The sequence below is a fragment of the Agrobacterium sp. SORGH_AS_0440 genome (assembly GCF_031453135.1).
GTDB classification, from domain to species: Bacteria; Pseudomonadota; Alphaproteobacteria; order Rhizobiales; family Rhizobiaceae; genus Agrobacterium; species Agrobacterium pusense.
In genome coordinates this window covers 1570008-1591172 of the sequence record NZ_JAVIYR010000002.1, presented here as the reverse complement: position 1 = coordinate 1591172, position 21165 = coordinate 1570008, and the positions used below count along the sequence as shown (strand labels likewise).

Below are 21165 nucleotides of genomic sequence, written 5' to 3'. Positions count from 1 at the left end.
AGCCGGCCTCAGCCGCCTGTCACGCTCATATGGCGGGAGACTGCGGGTCGGTTGTGGGTGCGGTCGATGATGAAATCGTGTCCTTTCGGCTTGCGCAGAAGGGCTTCATCGATGGCGCTGGAAAGATAGGCGTCGCTGTCGGAAGCGCGCAGCGCCGTGCGCAGATCGGCAGCGTCGTCCTGGCCGAGACACATATAGAGCGTGCCGGTACAGGTGAGACGGACACGATTGCAGCTTTCGCAGAAATTATGGGTCATGGGCGTGATGAAGCCCAGCCGGCCGCCGGTTTCCTTCACCGTCACGTAACGGGCCGGGCCGCCGGTCTGGTAATCGCTGTCGATGAGCGTGAAGCTCTGCTCGAGATCGCTGCGCAATTTTGAAAGCGGCAGATAACGGTCGGTGCGGTCTTCCTCGATCTCGCCCATCGGCATGGTCTCGATGACCGTCAGGTCCATGCCGCGGCCGTGGGCGAAGCGCATCAGCTCCGGCATTTCGGCATCGTTGAAGTCCTTCAGCGCAACGGCGTTGAGTTTCACCTTGATGCCTGCCGCCTGTGCGGCATCGAGCCCCTCCATCACCCGGTCGATATCCCCCCAGCGGGTGATATGGCGGAATTTATCGCTGTCGAGCGTATCGAGGGAGACATTGATGCGGCGCACGCCGCAATCGGCGAGTTCGGCTGCGAATTTCGCCAGCTGTGAGCCGTTGGTGGTCAGCGTCAATTCCTCGAGCGCACCGCTCTCGACATGCCGCCCGAGGTTCCTCACCAGGGACATGATGTTCTTGCGCACCAGCGGCTCACCGCCGGTCAGCCTCAGCTTGCGGACGCCGCGCGTTATGAAGACGGAACAGAGCCGGTCGAGTTCTTCGAGCGTCAGAAGGTCCTTCTTCGGCAGGAAGGTCATGTGTTCGGACATGCAATAGGTACAGCGAAAATCGCAGCGGTCGGTCACGGAAACGCGCAGATAGGTGATGGCGCGGCCGAAAGGGTCCACCATCGGTGCGTTGTTTTCCGTCAGGAACTGCGCTTTTCCAAGCGATCCGGGGAAACTGTTCACGTCTCCATCCTCATTGCGCGATGCGCCCCTCAAATGATGTAGTGGCTTGCCTATCCTGAGGCAAGTCCGTAATTCTGACGCATGTGATGAGCTTGCGGAAGTGAAAAATGAGTGATGCCTGGCCGACAGAGCTGCTTGTGTCGAAAGACCGGCGCGAATTGACCGTTTCCTTCGACGATGGAAGCGTTTGCCGGCTGAAGGCCGAGATGCTGCGCGTGCTTTCGCCCTCGGCCGAAGTGCAGGGCCACGGGCCGGGGCAGAAGGTCACGGTGCCGGGCAAACGCGATGTCGCCATCCGCTCCATGGTCGCGACAGGCAACTATGCGGTGCGCATCGTTTTTGACGATGGCCATGACAGTGGCATTTACACCTGGAAATACCTGAAGGAACTGGGTGAGACCGGGGACAGGCTGTTTGCGGATTATGAACGGGAGCTTGCCGAAAAAGGCTTGAGCAGGGAGCCACGGTACCGGTAGAGAAAACAGCGAGGGAGGCGCCCTCGTGAGAACTATGGCAAAGGGTTCGAAGAACTGCTGCGTTTGGCAACGTTGTTGCATTCGCGCTTCGTCACCCCGGACTTGATCCGGGGTCCAGCGCGATCAAGTCCTTGATCGCGGGAGAGTCCTTTCACGGCGCAGACGCGCCGTGGCTGGATGCCGGATCTAGTCCGGCATGACGGAGGAAATGTTCTCGCGCGTTGCCGATAATCGGACGAGGGCAAAGCTCTTGTCTCACTATTTAAACGGGGTGGCGTGTGGCTGTAGAAGCAAACGGAAATGATCTGGCCCAGGTGGTCGTATTGCTGGCGGCAGGCGTTGTCGCCGCGCCGATCTTCAAGCGCATCGGCCTCGGCTCTGTGCTGGGTTATCTCGCCGCCGGCCTGGTGATCGGGCCTTACGGTCTTGGTTTCTTTTCCGATTCGCAGGCCATTTTGCACATAGCGGAACTCGGCGTGGTGATGTTCCTGTTCATCATCGGCCTTGAAATGCAGCCGTCGCGGCTGTGGTCCATGCGGCAGGATATTTTCGGGCTCGGCGCATTGCAGGTGCTGGTCTGCATGGGCGGCCTGACGTTGATCGGGGTCGGCCTCGGCTTTCCTGTCATCATGTCCTTCGTCGCTGGCACGGGCTTCGTGCTGACGTCGACGGCGATCGTCATGCAGATGCTGCAGGAGCGCAACAGCATGTCCAGCCTGAAAGGGCAGCGCATCATCGCCATCCTGCTGTTCGAGGATCTGGCCATCGTTCCGCTGCTGGCGCTCGTCGCCTTCCTCGGTTCGGGCGGGGAAGATGTCACGGCGTCGGAGCGCTGGGTTTCCGTCGGCATTGCGCTTGCCGCCGTCGGTGCGCTCATCCTTGCCGGACGTTATCTGCTCAACCCGTTCTTCCGCCTGCTGGCGGCCTCCGGTGCGCGCGAGGTGATGACGGCTGCGGCGCTGCTGGTGGTGCTGGGTTCGGCGCTTCTGATGCAGGTCAGCGGCCTTTCCATGGCGATGGGCGCTTTCCTGGCCGGCGTGCTGCTGTCGGAATCCTCCTTCCGCCATCAGCTGGAGGCGGATATCGAGCCGTTTCGCGGCATTCTGCTCGGCCTGTTCTTCCTCGGCGTCGGCATGGCGATCGATCTTGCCGTCATTGCCTCCAACTGGCAATTGGTGCTGGTCAGTGTCGCCGGATACATGCTGCTCAAGGCCTTCCTCATCTATGGCGTGGCGCGGGCGCTCGGCACCACCAGGCGTGAAAGCCTGGAACGGGCGGTGCTGATGGCGCAGGGCGGCGAATTCGCCTTCGTGCTCTATTCTGCCGCTGTCAGCGCCGGCATTCTCGACCGGGAGGCCAATGCCATCCTGACGGCGACGATCATCATCTCCATGGTCCTGACGCCGCTGATGGTCATCCTGCACGACCGGCTGGTGCCGGCGGCGGTGCCCAATACTGACGATCTCGACGTGCCTGAAAATGTCGAGGGCAGCATTCTCCTGATCGGTTTCGGACGTTTCGGCCAGATCGTCAGCCAGCCGCTTCTGGCGCGCGGTTACACGCTGTCTTTGATCGACAAGGATGCCGACTTCGTGCGCGATGCGGCGGAATTCGGTTTCAAGGTCTATTATGGCGATGGCTCACGCGCGGAAATCCTCCATGCCGCCGGCGCCAGCACGGCGCGTGCTGTTCTCATCTGCGTCGACGACAAGGAAGCAGCCGTCCGGATCGCGGAGATCGTCAAGCATGAATTCCCGCTGGTTCCGGTTCTCGCTCGCGCCTATGACCGTGGCCACGCCATCGATCTGCTGAAGGCCGGCGTGGATTACCAGATTCGCGAGACGCTGGAATCGGCGCTGAATTTCAGCGAGGAGGTTCTGGGCGCCATGGGCGAGGAGCGGGAAGACGCCGCCCGTCTGGTGGAGGAATTCCGCGACCGCGACGAGGAGCGTTTCGCCATGGAGGTCGTCGGCGGCATTTATGCCGGCCGTTCGCTGATCCGCGGCAACGCCCAGCCAGCCGACCTCGTCGCCGCGCGCACGGCGCGTGAGCGGGCGGAGCGGGAAAAGGCGGAAGCGGCGGAAGAGTAAGGGATTGCGCCCGGCGGTGTCGCAGGGTGATTTCGAGGGATAGGAACTGACATGACGATCATTCGCACGGTCGAGGAATTAAAGGCCATCTATGACGGCACGAGCGAGGCATCCATCGCCAAGGTGACAGCCGCGCTGACGGCCGAATACAGGCTGATGATCGAAACGTCACCGTTTCTCGCTCTGGCGACGGTGGGGCCGGAGGGCATGGACTGTTCACCGCGCGGCGACAAGGGCGGTGTGGTGCGCGTGGACGATGACAAGACCGTGCTGCTGCCGGACTGGCGCGGCAATAACCGCGTGGATTCGCTTCTCAACATCGTGCGGGATCCGCGCGTGGCGCTGATGTTCCTGATCCCCGGCTCGAATACGACCATGCGCATCAATGGCCGCGCCGTGGTTTCCGTTGACCCCACGTTGTTGCAGAGCTTCGAGATGGATGGCAAACATCCGCGCACCGTTATCGTGGTCACGATCGACGAAGTCTATTTCCAGTGCGCGCGGGCGCTGATGCGGTCTGAATTGTGGAATCCCGACAATTTCGTCGACCCGTCGTCGCTCCCGACGCCGGGTCTGCTGCTCAAGGCGGCCAAGGCGGAATTCGATCAGGAGACCTATGATCGCGAATGGGCGGCGCGCGCGGCGAAGACGATGTGGTGAGGCTTCCCCCTCTCCCCCCTCATTCCTATGCTTGTCAGGAATGAGGGTGGGGACAGCGCTGTGTTTTTAATGCGCCCAAATCGGCGCAATTTGCCTCAAGTCCGATAAATCAGCCAGTTTTTGCCGGTATAGTTCTTCTGCATACCGTCCTCGTAGAAGACCGAGCGGTTCCGGCCGGTTTCCTTGGCGTGGTAGAGTGCCGTATCCGCATGGGCGTAAAGTTCGGTCGGATTGGTGGCCTGCGCGGCAGCGGCAAAACCGATCGAGATCGTTACCGTGCCGTAATCCGCGCCTGATCTCGAATTGCGGAAGGGTGTGCTCTCCAGCGACAGGCGGATGCGCTCGCACATCACCATGACTTCCTCCGGCGTATTGCCGTCGAGAATGATGGCGAATTCCTCGCCGCCGCTTCTGGCGACGAAGCCGTCCTTGCGGACATTGGCCCGAATGACCGAAGCGACGGTGGCCAGAATCTTGTCGCCGACCGGATGGCCGAACGTGTCGTTGATCCGCTTGAAGTGATCGATATCGAGCAGGACGAGCGACGTATATTGCAGGCCGATGGAGGTGTCATAAACGGTTGCCAGCCGGTCGTCGAAAGCCCGCCGGTTGGAAAGGCGGGTCAGCGAATCGGTATTGGCGATGCGCTTGTATTCATCCAGCTCCAGGCGCACCTGGTGCATTTCCTCGGCATGGCGGTTGACGTCGTTGAACGCCTTTTCGCCGTCGATGATCTTCGAGCCGGTGGCCTCGGCCAGCAACGCAATTGCGTTTCTCAGAATATTGCTGCTGGCGGCATTCTTGTCATCGATACGCTGCCGCGTCTCGCCGAGGATCCTGTTGTAGTTCTCGATGGAGGATTGTTCCCGCCGTAAGGTCCCCAGAAGGGCTTCCAGTTCGCGTCGCAGCTTTTCATGCGCATCGTCGATGAAGCGCGCGGGACCGCCATCACCGTAACGCGCGGACAGCTCGTCCAGATCGTCCTGCGTCACCCGGTTTCCCAGCGCCGCCAGATCCTTGGTCAGCGCAGGGTTCGAACCGATATAGGCTTCGTAGAAAAGGCTGTAGTTGCGCGGGATCGGCGAAACACCCATGCTCCGCATGGCGTGGGCAATCTGCCCGGCAATGTCGGGTCCCGTGGTCTTGGGCGTGGATGCCGTGTTCATCAAGAAACTCCAGTGAGTCTGCTTATAGACTATGATTATTATTATGGAGGCTGTTTTGGAAAGCTTAATTTATGGAGAACTAATTTTTATTGCAGGAAATTCTATTTTGTACGATTTTTAGCTTATTTAATTGATAATTATAAGTAATTCTCATTTTTTGGAATTTCCGGAATTTTTGACCTCTACTATCCGCCTTGGTGACAGTTTCGCATTTATTCTGTCAATCCCGATAACGCTTTGCAGCTGATTTATTTTGGCACAGCAACGCGATTCGTGGAGAGGAAAAAAGCTCAAGGGGCGGGGAATTTCCATTCGCCAAGACATGGTTTTGGGGACGCCGATATTTGTCGGCCGTCTCCAAAGGCGCAACGTTACAGTTTATCTGGCGGGCCGGAGGGGATTGAACGCGGCGCCGTTCCGGGCGATGTCAGCAGGCGGGTGTACAAATGTCTCATCCGAGTGCCGTGAAAGCGTGTTGTCGTCGTTTGGCTGCGGGTTCAGGCCCTGAGTTTGATGACCGGGCATTCGGCCCCGGCGTCAGCCTGCGGCGCATGGGGAGGGCGTATGATCAGGACGTCCGAATGGGCGAGGATGTTCATCATGGATGAATCCTGTCTGGCGTAAGGCTCCGCCACGACCACGTCGCCTTGACCACCGCTAACTAGGCGGGCGCGAAGATAATCCTGGCGGTGGTCGTTGGCCTTCAGCGCCGTCGCGGTTCTTGCGGTCGCGATGCGTTGCGGGGGCAGGTGCCGGCCAATCCGGCTGACCAAGGGTTCAAGGAAAAGCAGACCGCAAACGAGACTGGCCACGGGGTTTCCGGGCAGGCCGAGAACCTGCATGCTGCCGATGGAGCCCACCATCAGCGGTTTTCCCGGGCGCATGGCGATGCGCCAGAAATCGAGCTGCATGCCCTCCGCCTTCAATGCAGCCTGCACCAGATCGTGGTCTCCGACGGAGGCGCCGCCGAGTGTCAACAGCACATCAACCTTCGCCGCAACGGCCTCGCCGATGGCGGCGCGGATCAGCGCGTCATCATCGGGGATAATGCCGAGATCCAGTACCTCTGCACCGGCCTTGCGGGCCAGCGCGGCGACGCCGAAGGTGTTGGAGGCGATGATCTGCGCCGGCTGCGGAACGCTTCCAGGCGGCAGCAACTCGTCGCCGGTGGCAAGGATGGCGATGCGTGGCCTGCGATAGACGGTAAGCGTGGCGTGGTTCGTCGCCGCCGCCAGCGTGAGATCGGCAAAGCCGAGTTCCCTTCCAGCCTCCAGTACCGTTTCGCCTTTGGTAAAATCCTGCCCGCGCGGTCGGATATGTCGCCCGGCGGTGACATCGAAGGCCGTGCGGATTTTTCCGCCTTCCAGGACTTCGGCATCCTCCTGAATGAGGATCGTATCCGCACCCTGCGGCACGGGCGCGCCGGTGAAGATGCGCACCGCCTGTCCTTCACCCACCGTACCGGCAAAAGCATGACCGGCGGCGGCCTGGCCGATGACGGTGAGGACCGAGCCGATGGCCGGTGCATCGGCGCTGCGCAATGCATAACCGTCCATGGCTGAGGCATCGAAGGGGGGCTGGGTGAGGCTTGCGATGAGATCGACCGAGAGAACGCGGCCGTCGCATTCGGCGAGCGGCAGCGTTTCGGTGTCGGTGACCGGAACCGCTGCGTCCAGAAGGCGCGCGATGGCCTCATCCACGGGCAGCAGCGGCTTCATTCAGTTCTCCTGTCGCCCGAAATCGCTGGCTTTGAAATCACCGGATTTGCCGCCGCTCTTTTCAAGCAGGCGGATATTGATGATCTCCATCGCCTTGTCGGCGGCCTTCGCCATGTCATAGATCGTCAGGCAGGCGATGGAGACGGCGGTCAGCGCTTCCATTTCCACGCCGGTCTTGCCTGACAGTTTCACCCTGGCCTCAACGCGGAGGCCGGGCAGGGTGGCATCTTCGGTGATGTCCACCGCCACCTTGGTCAGCATCAGCGGGTGGCAGAGCGGAATGAGATTGGCGGTCTGCTTCGCGGCCATGATGCCGGCCAGCCGTGCGGTGCCGATGACATCGCCCTTCTTGGCGTTGCCATCGTGGATAAGCGCCAGCGTTTCCGGCTTCATTTTCACGAAGCCTTCGGCGACCGCAACACGCACGGTTTCCGCCTTGTCGCCAACATCGACCATATGCGCTTCACCGGCCGCGTCGATATGGGTGAGCTTCGGGGCGTCGCTCATCCGGGTTTATTCCGCTGCCAGAATGCCGGACTGGCCCGTCAGCAGCGCCTTGGTGGCCGCCGTCACATCGTCCTTGCGCATCAGGCTTTCACCGACGAGGAAGGTGCTGATGCCGCTTTTTTTCAGGCGCTGGCAATCCTCGAAGGTGAAGATGCCGCTTTCGCCCACCAGCAGCCTGTCGGAGGGTACCAGTCCCGCCAGCCTTTCGCTGGTTTCGAGGCCAACCTCGAAAGTGCGAAGATTACGATTGTTGATGCCGAAAAGCGGCGAGTCGAGCTTCAGCGCCCGTTCCGTTTCCTCTTCGTCGTGCACTTCGATCAGCACATCCATGCCAAGCGCAAAAGCCTCGTCTTCCAGCCGTTTCGCGTCGTCATCCGACAGCGAGGCCATGATGAGGAGAATGCAGTCCGCGCCCCAGGCGCGGGCTTCGTGCACCTGATAGGTGTCGAACATGAAATCCTTGCGCAGCGCGGGCAGGGCGCAGGCATTGCGGGCGGCGGTCAGGAACTCCGGAGCGCCTTGAAAGCTCGGCCTGTCTGTCAGGACAGAAAGACATGCAGCGCCGCCAGCCTCATAGGCCGCAGCCAGCGCCGGCGGATCGAAATCGGGGCGGATGAGGCCCTTGGAGGGGCTGGCCTTCTTGATTTCGGCGATAAGGCCGAACTTGCCCTCGGCCTGCTTTGTTTTCAGCGCCCTGTAAAAACCGCGGGGCGCGCTCTGGTCGGCTGCCATGGCCTTCAGATCGGCCAGTGAAACCTTCGCCTTGGCGGCGGCGATTTCTTCGAGCTTGTAAGTCTCGATCTTCTTGAGAATGTCGCTCATGATCTCGCTCTCATTCCTCGTTTGATACGGCGACCAGACGCTCCAGCGCGGCGGCGGCCTTGCCGCTGTCGAGGGCATCGCTGGCAATCGTCATGGCCTGGCCAAGCGTTTCCGCCTTGCCGGCGATGACAAGCGCTGCGGCTGCGTTGCAAAGCGATACGTCGCGATAGGCATTGCGCTTGCCTGAAAGAACCTCGCGCAGCGCCGCCGCATTGGCAATGCCGTCGCCGCCCTTGAGGTCGTCCATCCGCGCCGGCTCAACGCCGAAATCTTTCGGGGTCAGCTCGAAGGTGCGGATATTGCCGCCTTCGAGCGCCGCCACATGGGTGACGCCCGTGGTGGTGACTTCATCCATGCCATCGCCATGCACGACCCAGATGCTTTCTGAACCCAGATCACGCAGCACTTCGGCAAGCGGCACCAGCCAGCGTGACGAAAACACGCCGAGCAATTGCCGTTTTGCGCCGGCCGGGTTGGAGAGGGGGCCGAGCAGGTTGAAGATCGTGCGCGTACCGAGTTCGACGCGGCTCGGGCCAACGTGGCGCATGGCGGAATGGTGCATCTGCGCGAACATGAAGCCGAGACCCGCCTCGCTGATGCAGCGGGCGATGAGATCGGGACCGATATCGAGCTTCACGCCGAGTGCGGAAAGCGCATCTGCCGTGCCGGATTTGGAACTCAATGCCCGGTTGCCGTGCTTGGCGACCGGCAGGCCCGTGCCGGCGACGATGATCGAGGCGAGTGTCGAGATGTTGTAGGTGCCGATGCCATCGCCGCCGGTGCCGACGATATCGATGGCATTGGCGGGGGCGGAAACCGGCAACATCCGGGAACGCATGGAGGAGACTGCGCCGACGATTTCGTCGACCGTTTCACCGCGCACGCGCAGCGCCATCAGGAAACCGCCGATCTGCGACGGCGTGGCTTCGCCCGACATCAGAATGTCGAAAGCCGTGCGCGCATCCTCGCGGTTCAGGCTTTCTCCATTCGCGACCCTGGCGATCAGCGGCTTCAGTTCGGCCATCTCGTCGCCTCCCGGGTTAGAAGCCGACCATCGCCTGATCGGCGAGGGCCTGGTTGATCGTCACACCATAGTCATTCTGCAGGCGGTTGACCATCTGGTCCAGCATGTCGTCGCCGGCCGCGCGGGCAATGGCGGCAAACTGCTGGTCGTCATTGGCGAGCGCGTCCGGCGTCGCGTTGGTGTCGACAGAGGTGACCTTGAAGAGGATGCGGCTGGAACCATCGGCATCGGCCGCGGTGCCGACCACGCCTTCGGCGCCCGAGAAGACGGCGGCGATGGTCTGGCGACCGAAAATCGCATCTTCGCTGGTGCGGCGCAGGCCGGATTTCTGTTCGACTGCAAGGCTCAGCTCACCCGTGACAGCCTCCAGCGTCTCGCCCTTTTCAACGCGGGCCTTCAGCTCGTCGGCCTTGGCGGCAAGTGCGGTGCGCTGCTGCTCTGCCGTCCAGTCGGCAACGACATCGTCGCGGACTTCGGCAAGCGTGCGGTCGCGGGCAGGGATGATCTGCTCGACGTCGAACCAGATGTAACCTTCGCGGCCGAGATTGATCGGCAGGGCCTCGGTTCCGGGTTCGGTCTTGAACACGTCCTGGGCGAGCTGCGGGGAGGGCAGGCCTTCGACCGCATCGCCCTTTTCGTCGAGACCGGCTGCGTCGATGGCGGCAATGGTGACCGGTTTCAGGTTCAGCTGCTGTGCGGCGTCCGCAAGCGAAGAACCGCCGGCGCGCAGATCCTCGTAACGGTCGTGCACATTGGTGATTTCTTCCGCGGCGGCAGCGGTGGCGAGATCCTTGCGGATGTCTTCCTTTGCCTCTTCCAGCGTGCGGGTGGTTTCCGGCTTGATGCCCGTGACGCGCAGAAGTACCGGGCCGAACGAACCTTCAACCACTGGCGAAACGCCCCCATCCTTCTGGATCGCAAAAGCGGCATCGGCAATCGACTGGTCGGGGATGGTATCCTTTGTGAATTCGCCAAGCGTGACGTCGGACGGCGTCTTGCCCTGATCCTTCACCACCTGGTCATAGGTGGTGTTGCCGAGCCTGATCTGCTCGGCGGCGGCGGCGGCCATTTCCTTGTCCGGGAAGGTCAGCTGCTCGACCGTGCGGCGGCCGGCGGTGCGGAAGCTGTCCTTGTGGCTGTTATAATAATCGGCGATCTGGGCGTCCGTTACCGAGGCTGGCTCCGCGATGTCGGAAGGTTCCAGCTTCACATAGGTGAATTTGCGGAATTCCGGCGCGCGATATTTAGTCTTGTTCGTCTCGAACCAGGGGGCGAGCACGTCGTCGCCGGGGGCCTTGACCGGCGGGATGACGGCGTTTGAAAGAATGACATAATCAACGGCGCGCTGCTCGTTGCGATATTGCTTCAGGGCATCCACGAGAACCTGCGGTGCGGCAAAACCGTCCGAGACGGCTTCAACGATCTGGCTGCGCACGGCGACCTTGCTGCGTTCCTTGATGTAGTCGTCCTCGCGGAAACCGGAATTGCGCAGGCGCTCCGTAAAGAGGTTGCGGTCGAACTGGCCATTGACCGATTTAAAGGCGGGGTCTTCGGCAATGAGTTTGGCAAGACGGTCTTCCGAAAGACCGAGGTTCATCTTCGAAGCGAGTTCGTCAAGCGATGCCCCGGCTGCAAGCTGGCTGAAGACCTGGCGGTCGATGCCAAAGGCCTTGGCCTGTTCGGTCGTCAGCCTTGTGCCGAACTGGCGGCTGAGATCGGAAATCTGCCGCTGATAGGCGAGGCGGAATTCCTCCGGGCTGACCGTCTGGTCACCCACTGTCATGACGGCGTGGGAATTGGCGGTGACAAGCGATGCGGAAACGCCCCAGATGCCAAAAGAAACAACAAGCAGGAGAAGCAGCAGCTTGGCTGCCATGGTTCGAGAAGCATTTCTCAGGGAATCGAGCATCGTTATGCAAACCTCACAGGAACGTCATCGCGGTCGCCGGCTGTCCGGCCCGCAACGTATCGGCGTTCCTTAAATCAATCCATTCGGAAATTGAAGGGAATTTCCCTTGGAAAAACGGGGTTTTGAAAACGGTTGTGTGATTGGAGGCGCCGAAATGGAGGCAACGGATGGATATCAGCGGCGTCCACACCTTCATTCCTGTGCTTGTGACAGGAATCGAGCCCGCCCAAGTCCTTGGGCTGAAAAGAGTCTTTCCGTCGCACAGACGGTGTTGACTGGATTCCCGTGACAAGCACAGGAACGAGGGCGGCCATCGCAGGCCTTTCAAAACAGAACCGCCCGGAGGCTCCAGGGCGGCAGAGAACAATCATTTTTAAAAGCTGATTTATGCCAGCCTGCCGCACTCAGAAAGCGCGGTCGCGCCGGATCATCGCCTTGAACTCCTCGTCCTCGCGTCGCATCTCGGCGACGACAGAGATCATTGACATCACGAACATTACGCTGATCAGGGCAAGAAGCATCGTCAGAAATGTGAACATGATGTCGTCTCCGGAGTTTCGAGAGTTTCTCCCCGTTATCAGTAATAATTCATATACTGGTAGCGGGCGGTCAGTTGCGGATAGTCAGGTCCAAGCTTTTCAGGCTTTTGTTCATAAAGGCTAAACGTCGTTGCTACCATTGCGATAACCAGAACTGTCCAGGCGGTGCTGATGACGCTGATTTTCGCCGAAGTAGACTGTTTTTCTCTTACAAACATTTGTCTGTTCCTTTGGTTTCTTGTTAACGCACCATGTCCGATCATGTTCCGCGTCAATCATAAAAATCGATTAGCATCGCCCCGGTGAAACTTCCTTGAATGGCTCGTTCATCTGGCGTTCAGGAAACTGGCTGAGGCCGTCATTCGAGGAAAAGATACTCGGCTGCGAATGACGAGATGACCGAAACGACGATCATGAAGGCCAGCATTTTCGATTCTCCGGTTGCTTAACGGGCGAAAGGCGTTTCGGTTTCCCGATGCTGTGCATTTAAACAAAATGGCTCTGAAACCGCACTGAACGGCCCGTTCATCGGGGGTTCACGGCACGGCCGCGCTTGTGAGGGGTGGTTATAAAGTCTTGCGCCGCGTGCTTCTCCATGACAAAAGGCGGCACATATGCTGAAGCGTCGAGACGCGCCCACCATCTGAGAGCGATATGACGATTGCCTTTTATCCAGGATCCTTCGATCCGATGACCAACGGACATCTGGATGTGCTTCTCCAGGCGCTGAACGTGGCGTCAAAGGTCATTGTCGCGGTTGGCATTCATCCCGGAAAAGCGCCGATGTTCAGTTTCGAGGAACGGGCAGGGCTGATAAAGCAGGCGCTTGCGGAGCAGCTGCCGGGCGAAGCGGCGCGCATGGACGTCGTTTCCTTCGATAATCTGGTTGTCGATGCGGCCCGTCAGCATGGCGCGCGACTTCTGCTGCGCGGCCTGCGTGACGGCACCGATCTCGATTATGAAATGCAGATGGCGGGCATGAACCGCCAGATGGCGCCCGATATCCAGACCGTGTTCCTGCCCGCCGGCACCTCGTCGCGACCCATTACAGCCACATTGGTTCGGCAGATCGCCGCCATGGGCGGCAATGTCGAAGCCTTTGTGCCGAAAGCCGTGCTTGAAGCCCTTAACGCCAAGCTGAAGCGCTGACTTCAGCCTTACATTTGGAGCCAATCCGATGAAACTCGTTCGATTTGCCTTTGCCGGCGCCATGTTTGCGGGCGCGCTTGCCGCCAGCACCTTTGCGTCTGCCGCCGAACTTCTCACCGTCCAGCTGAAGGACGGCCCCGTTGTCATCGAGCTTATGCCCGACGTCGCGCCGAAGCACGTGGCGCAGATCGAGGCGCTGGCCAAGAAGGGCGCTTACGACAACGTGGCCTTCCACCGCGTCATCGACGGCTTCATGGCGCAGACCGGCGACGTGCAGTATGGCAACATGGAGAAGGGCTTCAGCGCCCAGCGCGCAGGTACTGGCGGCTCTGACCTGCCGGATATTCCGGCCGAATTCTCCAAGGTTCCGTTCACGCGCGGCGTGGTCGGCATGGCCCGTTCGCAGGATCCGAATTCCGCCAATTCGCAGTTCTTCATCATGTTTGCCGACGGTCCGTTCCTGAACGGCCAGTACACCGTGGTCGGCAAGGTCGTGTCCGGCATGGAAGCCGTGGACAAGATCAAGCGCGGGCAGGGCAGCAACGGCGAAGTTTCCAACCCCGACCGGATGATCAAGGTCACTGTCGGCAAGAAGTAAGACAGGGCAATAGAGCCCGAACAGAGGAGAATAATCATGGCCGAGATCAAGGATCCGGAAAACACCATCATCATGGAAACGACGACCGGCAAGGTCTTGATCCAGCTGCTTCCGGAAGTTGCTCCGGGCCACGTTGCCCGCATCAAGGAACTGGTATCGGAAGGTGCTTATGACGGCGTCGTTTTCCACCGCGTCATCGAAGACTTCATGGCCCAGACCGGCGACGTGAAATTCGGCAAGAAGGGTTCCGAAAGCTTCAACCCGGCCCGCGCCGGCATGGGCGGCTCCGAAAAGCCGGACCTGAAGGCAGAATTCTCCGCCATCCCGCATGTGCGCGGCACCTGCTCCATGGCCCGTTCGCAGAACCCGAACTCCGCCAACTCGCAGTTCTTCATCTGCTTCACGGATTCCCCGTGGCTCAACAAGCAGTACACCGTCTGGGGCCAGGTCATCGAGGGCATGGAAGCCATCGACAAGGTCAAGCGCGGCGAGCCGGTGAAGGACCCCGATTCGATCGTGTCCATGAAGCTCGCTTCGGCGGCTTGAAGGTAGCGTATAACGTGTTTACCCGCTCCGCAGGAAACTGCGGGGCGTTTCACATTGATGACAAGGGTGCCAACCTCTCAGCCGTCATCCTCGGTCCCCGGATCAAGCCCGAGGATGTCCCGAGGATCTAACGATCCCCAACGGCAACGTGGTTGGATCCTCGGGACAAGCCCGAGGATGACGTCTCGTTAGACGAAGCCTTGTCACTACACACCGCCCGCCCCATTGAGGGCGGGTTTTGATATTTTCGAGAGCCCTTGCAATGCGTGTAGACCTGTTCGATTTCGACCTGCCCGAGGAGAATATCGCCCTTCGCCCGGCCAACCCGCGCGACAGCGCGCGCCTGCTGGTGGTCGATCCGAATGAAAATCGCATGGAAGACCATCGCGTTTTCGACCTGCCGTCCTTCCTGCGGGCCGGCGATGCGCTTGTTTTCAACGACACCCGCGTCATTCCCGCCCAGCTTGAAGGTGTCAGGCTGCGCGAAGGCGCGCCGGAGACGGCCGTTTCGGCCACGCTGCACATGCGCGCCGATCAGTCCCGCTGGAAGGCTTTCGCGCGTCCCGGCAAGCGCATCAAGCAGGGCGACCGCATCCGTTTCGGTTATGAGCGCGACAACGCCTGCGGCCTTGCCCATCTGGAGGCCACCGTCGAGCAGAAGGGCGAGGAGGGCGAGATCACGCTGCTGTTCGACGTCTCCGGTCCCGTTCTGGACGAGGCCATTGCCTCCGTCGGCCATATTCCCCTGCCGCCCTATATCGCGGCCAAACGGCCGGAAGATGCGCAGGACCAGACCGACTACCAGACCATCTACGCCCGCGAGAAGGGCGCCGTTGCCGCGCCTACCGCCGGGCTGCATTTCACGCCTGAGCTATTTGCGGCGCTCGACAAGGCCGGTATCGAGCGGCATTTCGTGACGCTTCACGTTGGGGCAGGCACCTTCCTGCCGGTCAAGGCTGATGATACCGACGATCACAAGATGCATTTCGAAATCGGCCACGTCTCGCAGGAAACAGCCGACAGGCTGAATGCGGTCAAGGCGCGGGGCGGGCGCATTGTCTGCGTGGGCACGACGTCGCTGCGCCTGATTGAAAGCGCGGCTGCGGAGGATGGCATCATTCACCCGTGGTCCGATGCGACCGGCATTTTCATCACGCCCGGTTATCGTTTCCGCGCGGTCGATATGCTGATGACCAATTTCCACCTGCCGAAATCGACGCTGTTCATGCTGGTTTCGGCTTTCTGCGGTCTCGAAACGATGCGTGACGCATATAAGCACGCCATCGAAACCGGATACCGTTTCTATTCCTATGGCGATTCCAGCCTGTTGTTCCGGAAAAACTGATGCACGACAAATTCACCTTCACCCTGAAAGCCACGAGCGGCGGCGCGCGCCTAGGCGAAGTCGCCATGCCGCGTGGCGTCATCCGCACGCCCGCCTTCATGCCCGTCGGCACTGTCGGCACCGTCAAGGCCATGTATCTTGATCAGGTGCGCGAGCTGGGGGCGGATATCATTCTCGGCAATACCTATCACCTGATGCTGCGGCCCGGCCCCGAGCGTGTCGCCCGCCTTGGCGGCCTGCATGAGCTGATCCGCTGGCCACACCCGATCCTCACCGATAGCGGCGGTTTTCAGGTGATGTCGCTGTCCGGTCTGCGCAAGCTGGATGAGAAGGGCGTGACCTTCAAGAGCCATGTGGACGGTTCGCTGCATCACATGTCACCGGAACGCTCGATCGAAATTCAGGGACTGCTCGATTCGGACATCCAGATGCAGCTCGATGAGTGCATCGCGCTGCCGGCCGAGCGCAAGGAAATCGAGCGCGCCATGGAAATGTCGCTGCGCTGGGCCGAGCGCTGCCGCGTCGCCTTTGGCGACCAGCCCGGCAAGGCCATGTTCGGCATCGTGCAGGGCGGCGACCAGCCGGACCTGCGCATTCGCTCCGCCGAAGGGCTGAAGCAGCTCGATCTCAAGGGTTATGCGGTCGGCGGCCTTGCCGTCGGCGAGCCGCAGAATGTGATGCTGGGCATGCTCGATATTACCCTGCCGGTGCTGCCCACTGAAAAGCCGCGTTACCTGATGGGCGTCGGCACGCCTGACGATATCCTGAAATCGGTGGCGCGCGGCATCGACATGTTCGACTGCGTGATGCCGACGCGTTCCGGCCGTCATGGTCTGGCCTTCACGCGCCGCGGCAAGGTCAATATCCGCAATGCCCGCCATGCGGAGGATATGCGCCCGCTCGACGAACAGTCCAACTGCCCGGCCTCGCGCGATTACTCCCGCGCCTATCTGCATCACCTCGTACGCGCCAACGAGGCGCTGGGCGGCATGCTCCTTTCCTGGCACAATCTTGCCTATTATCAGGAGCTGATGCAGGGTATCCGCAAGTCGATCGAGGAAGGCCGTTTCGCCGATTTTTATGCGGAAACCATCGAAATGTGGGCGCGGGGCGATATAGACCCGGTTTAATGCCTCGTGACCTGTCTCCACACTCGACGTCATCCTCGGTCTCGTGCCGAGGATCTGCCGAGGTCGCTAAAGTCAACGGGTGGTAGATCCTCGGGACATCCTCGGACTTGATCCGGGAACCGGGGATGACGATGGAAAGGTATCTTTCCGACGCCCTGAAGTCTCCAGATTTACCTTCTACGGATTTTTCCTTGGCACATGCGCCTTACGTTCTTTTCCGGGATGACACGACCGGCACGGTGACAGCCTTCACCGAGCCGGAGGAAATCATCGTCGCGGATGAGCGAGAAGCGTTTTTTGCAGCGCTGAAGCGCATGGAAGAACTGCGACGTGCCGGAAAGTATTTAGCTGGCTATATGTCTTATGAGGCCGGTTTCCTGTTCGAGCCGAAGCTTGCGCCTTTTGCGGAAGAACCGCGCAACGTGCCGTTCCTGAATTTCGGGGTCTTTTCCGGCCCGCAGCCGGATGACGGCCGCTTTGCGCGGCCTGACGAAGTTCCGGGCGCGGATGCGTTTCTTGCCGATCCGGTTCCGGCATGGACACTTCCCGAGTATCGGCGGTGTTTCGAACTGTTGCACGACCATATACGCCGGGGCGACTGTTATCAGGGCAATCTGACCATGCCCGTCCATGCCCGCTGGAGCGGCGATCCGCTGACGGCATTCTGGTCATTGATCGAGCGCCAGCCGGTGAAATATGGCGCGCTGGTCGATCTCGGCGGCCCGGTCATCCTGTCACGCTCGCCGGAACTGTTTTTCTCGGTTGACGGGCAGGGGTTCATCGAAACCCATCCCATGAAGGGAACGACGCCGCGCGGAGCGGATGCGGAGGAGGACAGGGCGATCATCGCGGCGATGCTTGCGGATGAAAAGACGCTCGCCGAAAACCGGATGATCGTTGATCTCTTGCGCAACGATATTTCCCGCATCACCGAGGTCGGCAGCCTCGATGTGCCACGGCTTTTTCGATATCGAGACCTATCCGACCGTGCACCAGATGGTCAGCCATATCAGGGCGAAACTTTTGCCTGGCATGACGGTGGAAGACATTTTCGCCGCCTTGTTTCCCTGCGGATCGGTTACCGGTGCGCCCAAAATGTGGGCGATGAAAATCCTGCGCGAACTGGAAGCGACGCCCCGCGACGCCTATTGCGGCGCCATCGGCCTCATGTCTCCTGGTGGTGAAATGCGCTTTTCGGTGGCGATCCGTACGATGACACTGTTCGATGACGGTCGCGCCGTCTTTAATGTCGGCGGCGGCATCGTCTTCGATTCCGTGGCTGAGGCGGAATATGACGAGTGCCTGCTGAAATCGAAATTCGCTGTGGGGGACAGGCTGCTGCGAGGGTGATTATCGCCCGATCATCTCAAACGCCCCATTTTCCACCAGCACTTCCTTCGCCACCGCGTGGCTTAGAAAACCCCCGGGGCTGGCGCTTGCGCCATAGGCGCCTGACTGCAGGATGGCGATGAGGTCACCGGCCTGGAGCCTCGGCAATGCCGCATTGCGAGCCAGCGTATCGAGTGGCGTGCAGAGCGGGCCGACGACAGTTGCAGTCTCCGCGTGGTCGGCCTGCATCATGGCGGGCGCAACGATGGGGTAGTTGCGCTTGACGATCTGACCAAGATTGCCCGAAGCGGCCAGATGGTGGTGCATGCCGCCATCCGTCACAACGAAGGTGGTTCCGCGCGAGGTCTTCACGGAATTGACTTCGGCCGTATAGATGCCGCCCGGACCGGCGAGGAAGCGGCCGGGCTCGACGATGACATGGGCGTCGGCGATCAGCGGATGCGCTTTCAGCAGTGCCTTCAGATCGGGGACGGCGGCTTTTACCTTCGCGAGATCGAGCGGTGCTTCGCCGGCGAAGTAGGGGATGCCGAGGCCGCCGCCGAGATCGATGGTTTCAAGCGGCTTGCCGAGCATTTCCGCCATGCGGGCGGCAATTGCGATGGCATGTCGCCATTGCGAGACAAGCATGTCCGCATCGAGAATCTGCGTGCCGCCATAGATATGGATGCCGACGAGATCGATAACGCCCGCGCGCTGGAAAAGCGGCAGGATATTTTCCAGTTCTTCCTCATCGAAACCAAAAGCGGTGGCCTTGCCGCCCATGCGCATTGCGCCGGCTTGCGCATCCGGCACCGGATTGATGCGGACAGAGGCCTTGACGGGTTTGCCGATTGCCTCGATGCGGGCAATTTCCTCGGCGCTTTCCACGTGGATTTCGCCGATGCCGCCCGTGATCACTTCGTGCAATTCGGCTCTGCTTTTACCGGGCCCGGCAAAGATGATGTTTTCCGGCGCGACCCCGGCCTTTATAGCGGCGCGATATTCGCCAGCGGAAGCGATTTCCGCGCCGGCGCCTTCCTGCCGGAAGAGCGCGATGATGGCGGGCAGGGGATTGGCCTTCACCGAATAATAGATATCGGCAAAACCGGAGAGCGTCGCCTGGAGATCGCGGTAGGCGCGGCGCATCGCGCCAGCATCATAGAGAAAGCATGGGGTTCCGGTTTCGGCGACGATATCGCGCACGGCAAGCCCGCCGATCACAAGATCGTTTTCACTGATATCGAATGACGCGGCCGCAAGGGCGGGACCGTGGCTCTGGGGTTTATCCGTGGGCGCCATTGTCCGTCCGTTCGCGCACAAGCGCGCGGTAGTCCACCTTGCCATTGGCGGTGACCGGCAACCGGTCGACCAGCTCGATGGCGCGCGGGATCATGAAGGGGGCGAGCATTTCAGCGGCCTTCTTCAGTGCCGCGGAAACATCGATATTTTCATTGGCGGCAGTCGCCACGGCATGCACCTTTTCCCCCGCAAAGGGGTCCGGAAGGCCGATGACGGCGACCTGCTGGAACAAGCCTGTCGACATCAGGCTTTCTTCGACTTCGGTCGGGCTGATGCGATAACCCGAAGACTTGATCATCGCATCGTTACGGGCAACGAAGCTGAAGAACCCGTCTTCGTCTTCCACCGCCAGATCGCCGGAGTAACATACGGTTTCTCCGCCCAGTGCCGCCGGAATGAAGGGATGCGGGCGCAGGACTTTCGCCGTGTCTTCCGGCCGGTTCCAGTAGCCCAGCGAAACGGTCGGGCCTCGATGCACGAGAATGCCGGGTTCGCCGGGCTTTGCCCGCTGTCCCTCGGCGGTGACGATGAATATCTCACATTCGGGAATGGCCTTGCCGATGGAGGTCGGGCGGCGATCGATTTCATCCGGCGGCAGGAAGGTGGAGCGGAAGGCTTCGGTCAGGCCGTACATCAGGTAGATTTTCGTGTCCGGCAGCTTTTCGCGCAGCGCCTTCACAGTTTCCTGCGGCACGCGCCCGCCAGAATTGGTGATGTAACGCAGATGCGGAAGCGGCGTCCTGGCAAGCGACGGCGCCGCCCTCGTCAGGATCGCCCAGACTGTCGGCACCCCGGCAAGCCCGGTCACGGCATGGTCGCGCAGGTCGCGGACGATATCGTCACCGAGCCTAAAGGTGGAGATGATTGTTGTCGCGCCCTGTTCCACTGCCGTCAGCAGCTGGTTGAGGCCATAATCAAAGCTGAAGGGCAGTAGGGAAAGAATGCGATCCTTGCCGGTAATCTCCAGATAGGTGCGCACGATGCGCGCGCCGGCCAGGAGATTGCGATGCGACAGCATCACGCCCTTGGGTGAGCCGGTAGAACCGGATGTATAGAGGATCGCCGCGAGGTCTTCGCCGATTGCCGCCGGGCTTTTGACTGACGTCTTGCTGCCTTCGGCGATATCGTTCGCCAGTAGCACGCGGACACCGGCCAGACCTTCCAGCGCCGCGCTCAGCTCGTCGCGCATGGTCGCATTGCTGATGACAAGTTCTGCGCCGCAATCCACGATGATATGGCGTATCTGCTGCGCCTTCAGCAGCGCATTGACCGGCACGAAGACGCATCCGGCCATGCTGACGCCGAAGATCGCCCAGCATTCTTCCGTGCCTCGCGGCAGAAAAATGACGACCCGGTCGCCGCGTTGCGCCCCAGCCTGCTGCAAGGCAGCCGCGCATCGTTCCGCCGCTTCGGCAAATTGCCGGTAGCTCAGGGATGTGTCTTTATAAACGATCGCCTGCCCGTCGCTTGCCGCGCGCGCGCCCAGCAGGTGGTGCAGCAGGTAAGGAGGTGTCATCTCCTCCGTTCCCTGAGGACGAAGGCGACGAGATCGGCGGGCGTGCCAAGGTTGTCGGGGGTGAAATGTTCGTCGTCGAGAATGATGCCGAAGCCTTCACCAAGAAAGATCATCAGCTCCAGAAAGCCGAGTGAATCGATGACGCCTCCCTCGAGAAGCGGCGTGTCGGCCGAAAAAGGTGCATAGGCAGGGAAACGGTCCGAAAGATAGGAGTGAATGGTATCAGCAATCTCTATTTCGCTCGTTTTTGCTGCAAGCATGTTCATTCCCCGATCTCCCCGTAT

General features: G+C 60.6%; 20 protein-coding genes and 1 pseudogene. 9 read left to right on the top strand and 12 right to left on the bottom strand.

Annotated elements, in window-relative coordinates; all coding sequences use genetic code 11:
- Positions 1-8 precede the first annotated feature (8 nt).
- Entirely contained in the window at positions 9-1058 is a 1050-nt protein-coding gene (gene moaA, locus QE453_RS17070) for a GTP 3',8-cyclase MoaA (protein ID WP_044460021.1), read from the bottom strand.
- Between the two features lie 107 nt (positions 1059-1165).
- Here moaA and QE453_RS17065 point away from each other — a divergent pair, with 107 nt between their 5' ends.
- The 3 genes from QE453_RS17065 (at position 1166) to QE453_RS17055 (ending at position 4284) form a co-directional block, all read left to right on the top strand.
- Positions 1166-1534, top strand: a complete 369-nt coding sequence (locus tag QE453_RS17065) for a DUF971 domain-containing protein (RefSeq protein ID WP_309777539.1) — start codon at positions 1166-1168, stop codon at positions 1532-1534.
- A 278-nt stretch (positions 1535-1812) separates the two neighbouring features.
- Entirely contained in the window at positions 1813-3624 is a 1812-nt protein-coding gene (locus QE453_RS17060) for a monovalent cation:proton antiporter-2 (CPA2) family protein (RefSeq protein WP_022556261.1), read from the top strand.
- A gap of 51 nt (positions 3625-3675) precedes the next feature.
- Positions 3676-4284 (top strand): pyridoxamine 5'-phosphate oxidase family protein, encoded by a 609-nt coding sequence (locus QE453_RS17055; RefSeq protein ID WP_278066798.1) that lies wholly within the window; start codon positions 3676-3678, stop codon positions 4282-4284.
- A gap of 95 nt (positions 4285-4379) precedes the next feature.
- Here QE453_RS17055 and QE453_RS17050 read toward each other — a convergent pair whose 3' ends face one another.
- The 8 genes from QE453_RS17050 to QE453_RS17015 form a co-directional block, all read right to left on the bottom strand.
- Positions 4380-5450, bottom strand: coding sequence for a GGDEF domain-containing protein (locus QE453_RS17050; protein ID WP_004442120.1), 1071 nt, complete (start codon positions 5448-5450; stop codon positions 4380-4382).
- A 497-nt stretch (positions 5451-5947) separates the two neighbouring features.
- The gene (glp, locus tag QE453_RS17045) at positions 5948-7168 is read right to left on the bottom strand and encodes a gephyrin-like molybdotransferase Glp (RefSeq protein WP_309777537.1); all 1221 of its coding nucleotides are present in this window, start codon (positions 7166-7168) and stop codon (positions 5948-5950) included.
- On the bottom strand, positions 7169-7675 hold the full coding sequence (gene moaC, locus QE453_RS17040; RefSeq protein ID WP_072494431.1) for a cyclic pyranopterin monophosphate synthase MoaC: 507 nt from the start codon (positions 7673-7675) through the stop codon (positions 7169-7171).
- A 6-nt stretch (positions 7676-7681) separates the two neighbouring features.
- Complete coding sequence (trpC, locus tag QE453_RS17035; protein WP_072494430.1) at positions 7682-8497, bottom strand: indole-3-glycerol phosphate synthase TrpC; 816 nt, start codon at positions 8495-8497, stop codon at positions 7682-7684.
- 10 nt (positions 8498-8507) lie between these two features.
- The gene (gene trpD / locus QE453_RS17030; RefSeq protein WP_309777535.1) at positions 8508-9521 is read right to left on the bottom strand and encodes an anthranilate phosphoribosyltransferase; all 1014 of its coding nucleotides are present in this window, start codon (positions 9519-9521) and stop codon (positions 8508-8510) included.
- A 16-nt stretch (positions 9522-9537) separates the two neighbouring features.
- Complete coding sequence (locus QE453_RS17025) at positions 9538-11430, bottom strand: peptidyl-prolyl cis-trans isomerase (protein ID WP_309777533.1); 1893 nt, start codon at positions 11428-11430, stop codon at positions 9538-9540.
- A 404-nt stretch (positions 11431-11834) separates the two neighbouring features.
- On the bottom strand, positions 11835-11969 hold the full coding sequence (locus tag QE453_RS17020; RefSeq protein ID WP_004442104.1) for a hypothetical protein: 135 nt from the start codon (positions 11967-11969) through the stop codon (positions 11835-11837).
- 38 nt (positions 11970-12007) lie between these two features.
- Positions 12008-12187: a hypothetical protein gene (locus QE453_RS17015; RefSeq protein WP_004442101.1), complete on the bottom strand. Its 180-nt coding sequence runs from the start codon at positions 12185-12187 to the stop codon at positions 12008-12010.
- Positions 12188-12623: 436 nt separating this feature from the next.
- Here QE453_RS17015 and coaD point away from each other — a divergent pair, with 436 nt between their 5' ends.
- The 6 genes and pseudogenes from coaD (at position 12624) to QE453_RS16985 (ending at position 18087) form a co-directional block, all read left to right on the top strand.
- Positions 12624-13118, top strand: a complete 495-nt coding sequence (gene coaD / locus QE453_RS17010; protein WP_004442098.1) for a pantetheine-phosphate adenylyltransferase — start codon at positions 12624-12626, stop codon at positions 13116-13118.
- A gap of 28 nt (positions 13119-13146) precedes the next feature.
- Positions 13147-13716, top strand: coding sequence for a peptidylprolyl isomerase (locus tag QE453_RS17005; protein ID WP_004442095.1), 570 nt, complete (start codon positions 13147-13149; stop codon positions 13714-13716).
- A 36-nt stretch (positions 13717-13752) separates the two neighbouring features.
- On the top strand, positions 13753-14262 hold the full coding sequence (locus QE453_RS17000; protein WP_037093468.1) for a peptidylprolyl isomerase: 510 nt from the start codon (positions 13753-13755) through the stop codon (positions 14260-14262).
- Between the two features lie 262 nt (positions 14263-14524).
- On the top strand, positions 14525-15607 hold the full coding sequence (queA, locus tag QE453_RS16995; RefSeq protein WP_244404921.1) for a tRNA preQ1(34) S-adenosylmethionine ribosyltransferase-isomerase QueA: 1083 nt from the start codon (positions 14525-14527) through the stop codon (positions 15605-15607).
- Positions 15607-16737, top strand: coding sequence for a tRNA guanosine(34) transglycosylase Tgt (tgt, locus tag QE453_RS16990; RefSeq protein WP_269842131.1), 1131 nt, complete (start codon positions 15607-15609; stop codon positions 16735-16737). The genes queA and tgt overlap by 1 nt, the downstream gene beginning before the upstream one ends.
- Positions 16738-16928: 191 nt before the next feature.
- A pseudogene (locus tag QE453_RS16985) lies at positions 16929-18087 on the top strand (aminodeoxychorismate synthase component I).
- On the opposite strand, the gene QE453_RS16980 reads toward QE453_RS16985, so the two are convergent.
- Genes QE453_RS16980 through QE453_RS16970 form a run of 3 tightly spaced genes read right to left on the bottom strand, consistent with a single transcriptional unit; the run spans position 18088 to position 21141 of the window.
- Positions 18088-19365: a type III PLP-dependent enzyme gene (locus tag QE453_RS16980; RefSeq protein ID WP_309777529.1), complete on the bottom strand. Its 1278-nt coding sequence runs from the start codon at positions 19363-19365 to the stop codon at positions 18088-18090.
- Positions 19349-20881 carry an AMP-binding protein gene (locus QE453_RS16975; protein WP_112554473.1) on the bottom strand — a complete coding sequence of 511 codons (1533 nt, stop codon included), beginning with the start codon at positions 20879-20881 and terminating at the stop codon, positions 19349-19351. The genes QE453_RS16980 and QE453_RS16975 overlap by 17 nt, the downstream gene beginning before the upstream one ends.
- Positions 20878-21141, bottom strand: coding sequence for an acyl carrier protein (locus QE453_RS16970; protein ID WP_034499138.1), 264 nt, complete (start codon positions 21139-21141; stop codon positions 20878-20880). Before QE453_RS16970 ends, QE453_RS16975 begins: the two co-directional genes overlap by 4 nt.
- Positions 21142-21165 lie beyond the last annotated feature (24 nt).

What these genes read in the sequence shown, in the direction of transcription:
- QE453_RS17065 (WP_309777539.1), top strand. Translation starts at nt 1,166, where the DNA reads ATGAGTGATGCCTGGCCGACAGAGCTGCTTGTGTCGAAAGACCGGCGC.
- QE453_RS17055 (WP_278066798.1), top strand. Translation starts at nt 3,676, where the DNA reads ATGACGATCATTCGCACGGTCGAGGAATTAAAGGCCATCTATGACGGC.
- QE453_RS17050 (WP_004442120.1), bottom strand. Translation starts at nt 5,450, where the DNA reads ATGAACACGGCATCCACGCCCAAGACCACGGGACCCGACATTGCCGGG.
- glp (WP_309777537.1), bottom strand. Translation starts at nt 7,168, where the DNA reads ATGAAGCCGCTGCTGCCCGTGGATGAGGCCATCGCGCGCCTTCTGGAC.
- moaC (WP_072494431.1), bottom strand. Translation starts at nt 7,675, where the DNA reads ATGAGCGACGCCCCGAAGCTCACCCATATCGACGCGGCCGGTGAAGCG.
- trpC (WP_072494430.1), bottom strand. Translation starts at nt 8,497, where the DNA reads ATGAGCGACATTCTCAAGAAGATCGAGACTTACAAGCTCGAAGAAATC.
- trpD (WP_309777535.1), bottom strand. Translation starts at nt 9,521, where the DNA reads ATGGCCGAACTGAAGCCGCTGATCGCCAGGGTCGCGAATGGAGAAAGC.
- QE453_RS17025 (WP_309777533.1), bottom strand. Translation starts at nt 11,430, where the DNA reads ATGCTCGATTCCCTGAGAAATGCTTCTCGAACCATGGCAGCCAAGCTG.
- QE453_RS17020 (WP_004442104.1), bottom strand. Translation starts at nt 11,969, where the DNA reads ATGTTCACATTTCTGACGATGCTTCTTGCCCTGATCAGCGTAATGTTC.
- QE453_RS17015 (WP_004442101.1), bottom strand. Translation starts at nt 12,187, where the DNA reads ATGTTTGTAAGAGAAAAACAGTCTACTTCGGCGAAAATCAGCGTCATC.
- coaD (WP_004442098.1), top strand. Translation starts at nt 12,624, where the DNA reads ATGACGATTGCCTTTTATCCAGGATCCTTCGATCCGATGACCAACGGA.
- QE453_RS17005 (WP_004442095.1), top strand. Translation starts at nt 13,147, where the DNA reads ATGAAACTCGTTCGATTTGCCTTTGCCGGCGCCATGTTTGCGGGCGCG.
- QE453_RS17000 (WP_037093468.1), top strand. Translation starts at nt 13,753, where the DNA reads ATGGCCGAGATCAAGGATCCGGAAAACACCATCATCATGGAAACGACG.
- queA (WP_244404921.1), top strand. Translation starts at nt 14,525, where the DNA reads ATGCGTGTAGACCTGTTCGATTTCGACCTGCCCGAGGAGAATATCGCC.
- tgt (WP_269842131.1), top strand. Translation starts at nt 15,607, where the DNA reads ATGCACGACAAATTCACCTTCACCCTGAAAGCCACGAGCGGCGGCGCG.
- QE453_RS16980 (WP_309777529.1), bottom strand. Translation starts at nt 19,365, where the DNA reads ATGGCGCCCACGGATAAACCCCAGAGCCACGGTCCCGCCCTTGCGGCC.
- QE453_RS16975 (WP_112554473.1), bottom strand. Translation starts at nt 20,881, where the DNA reads ATGACACCTCCTTACCTGCTGCACCACCTGCTGGGCGCGCGCGCGGCA.
- QE453_RS16970 (WP_034499138.1), bottom strand. Translation starts at nt 21,141, where the DNA reads ATGCTTGCAGCAAAAACGAGCGAAATAGAGATTGCTGATACCATTCAC.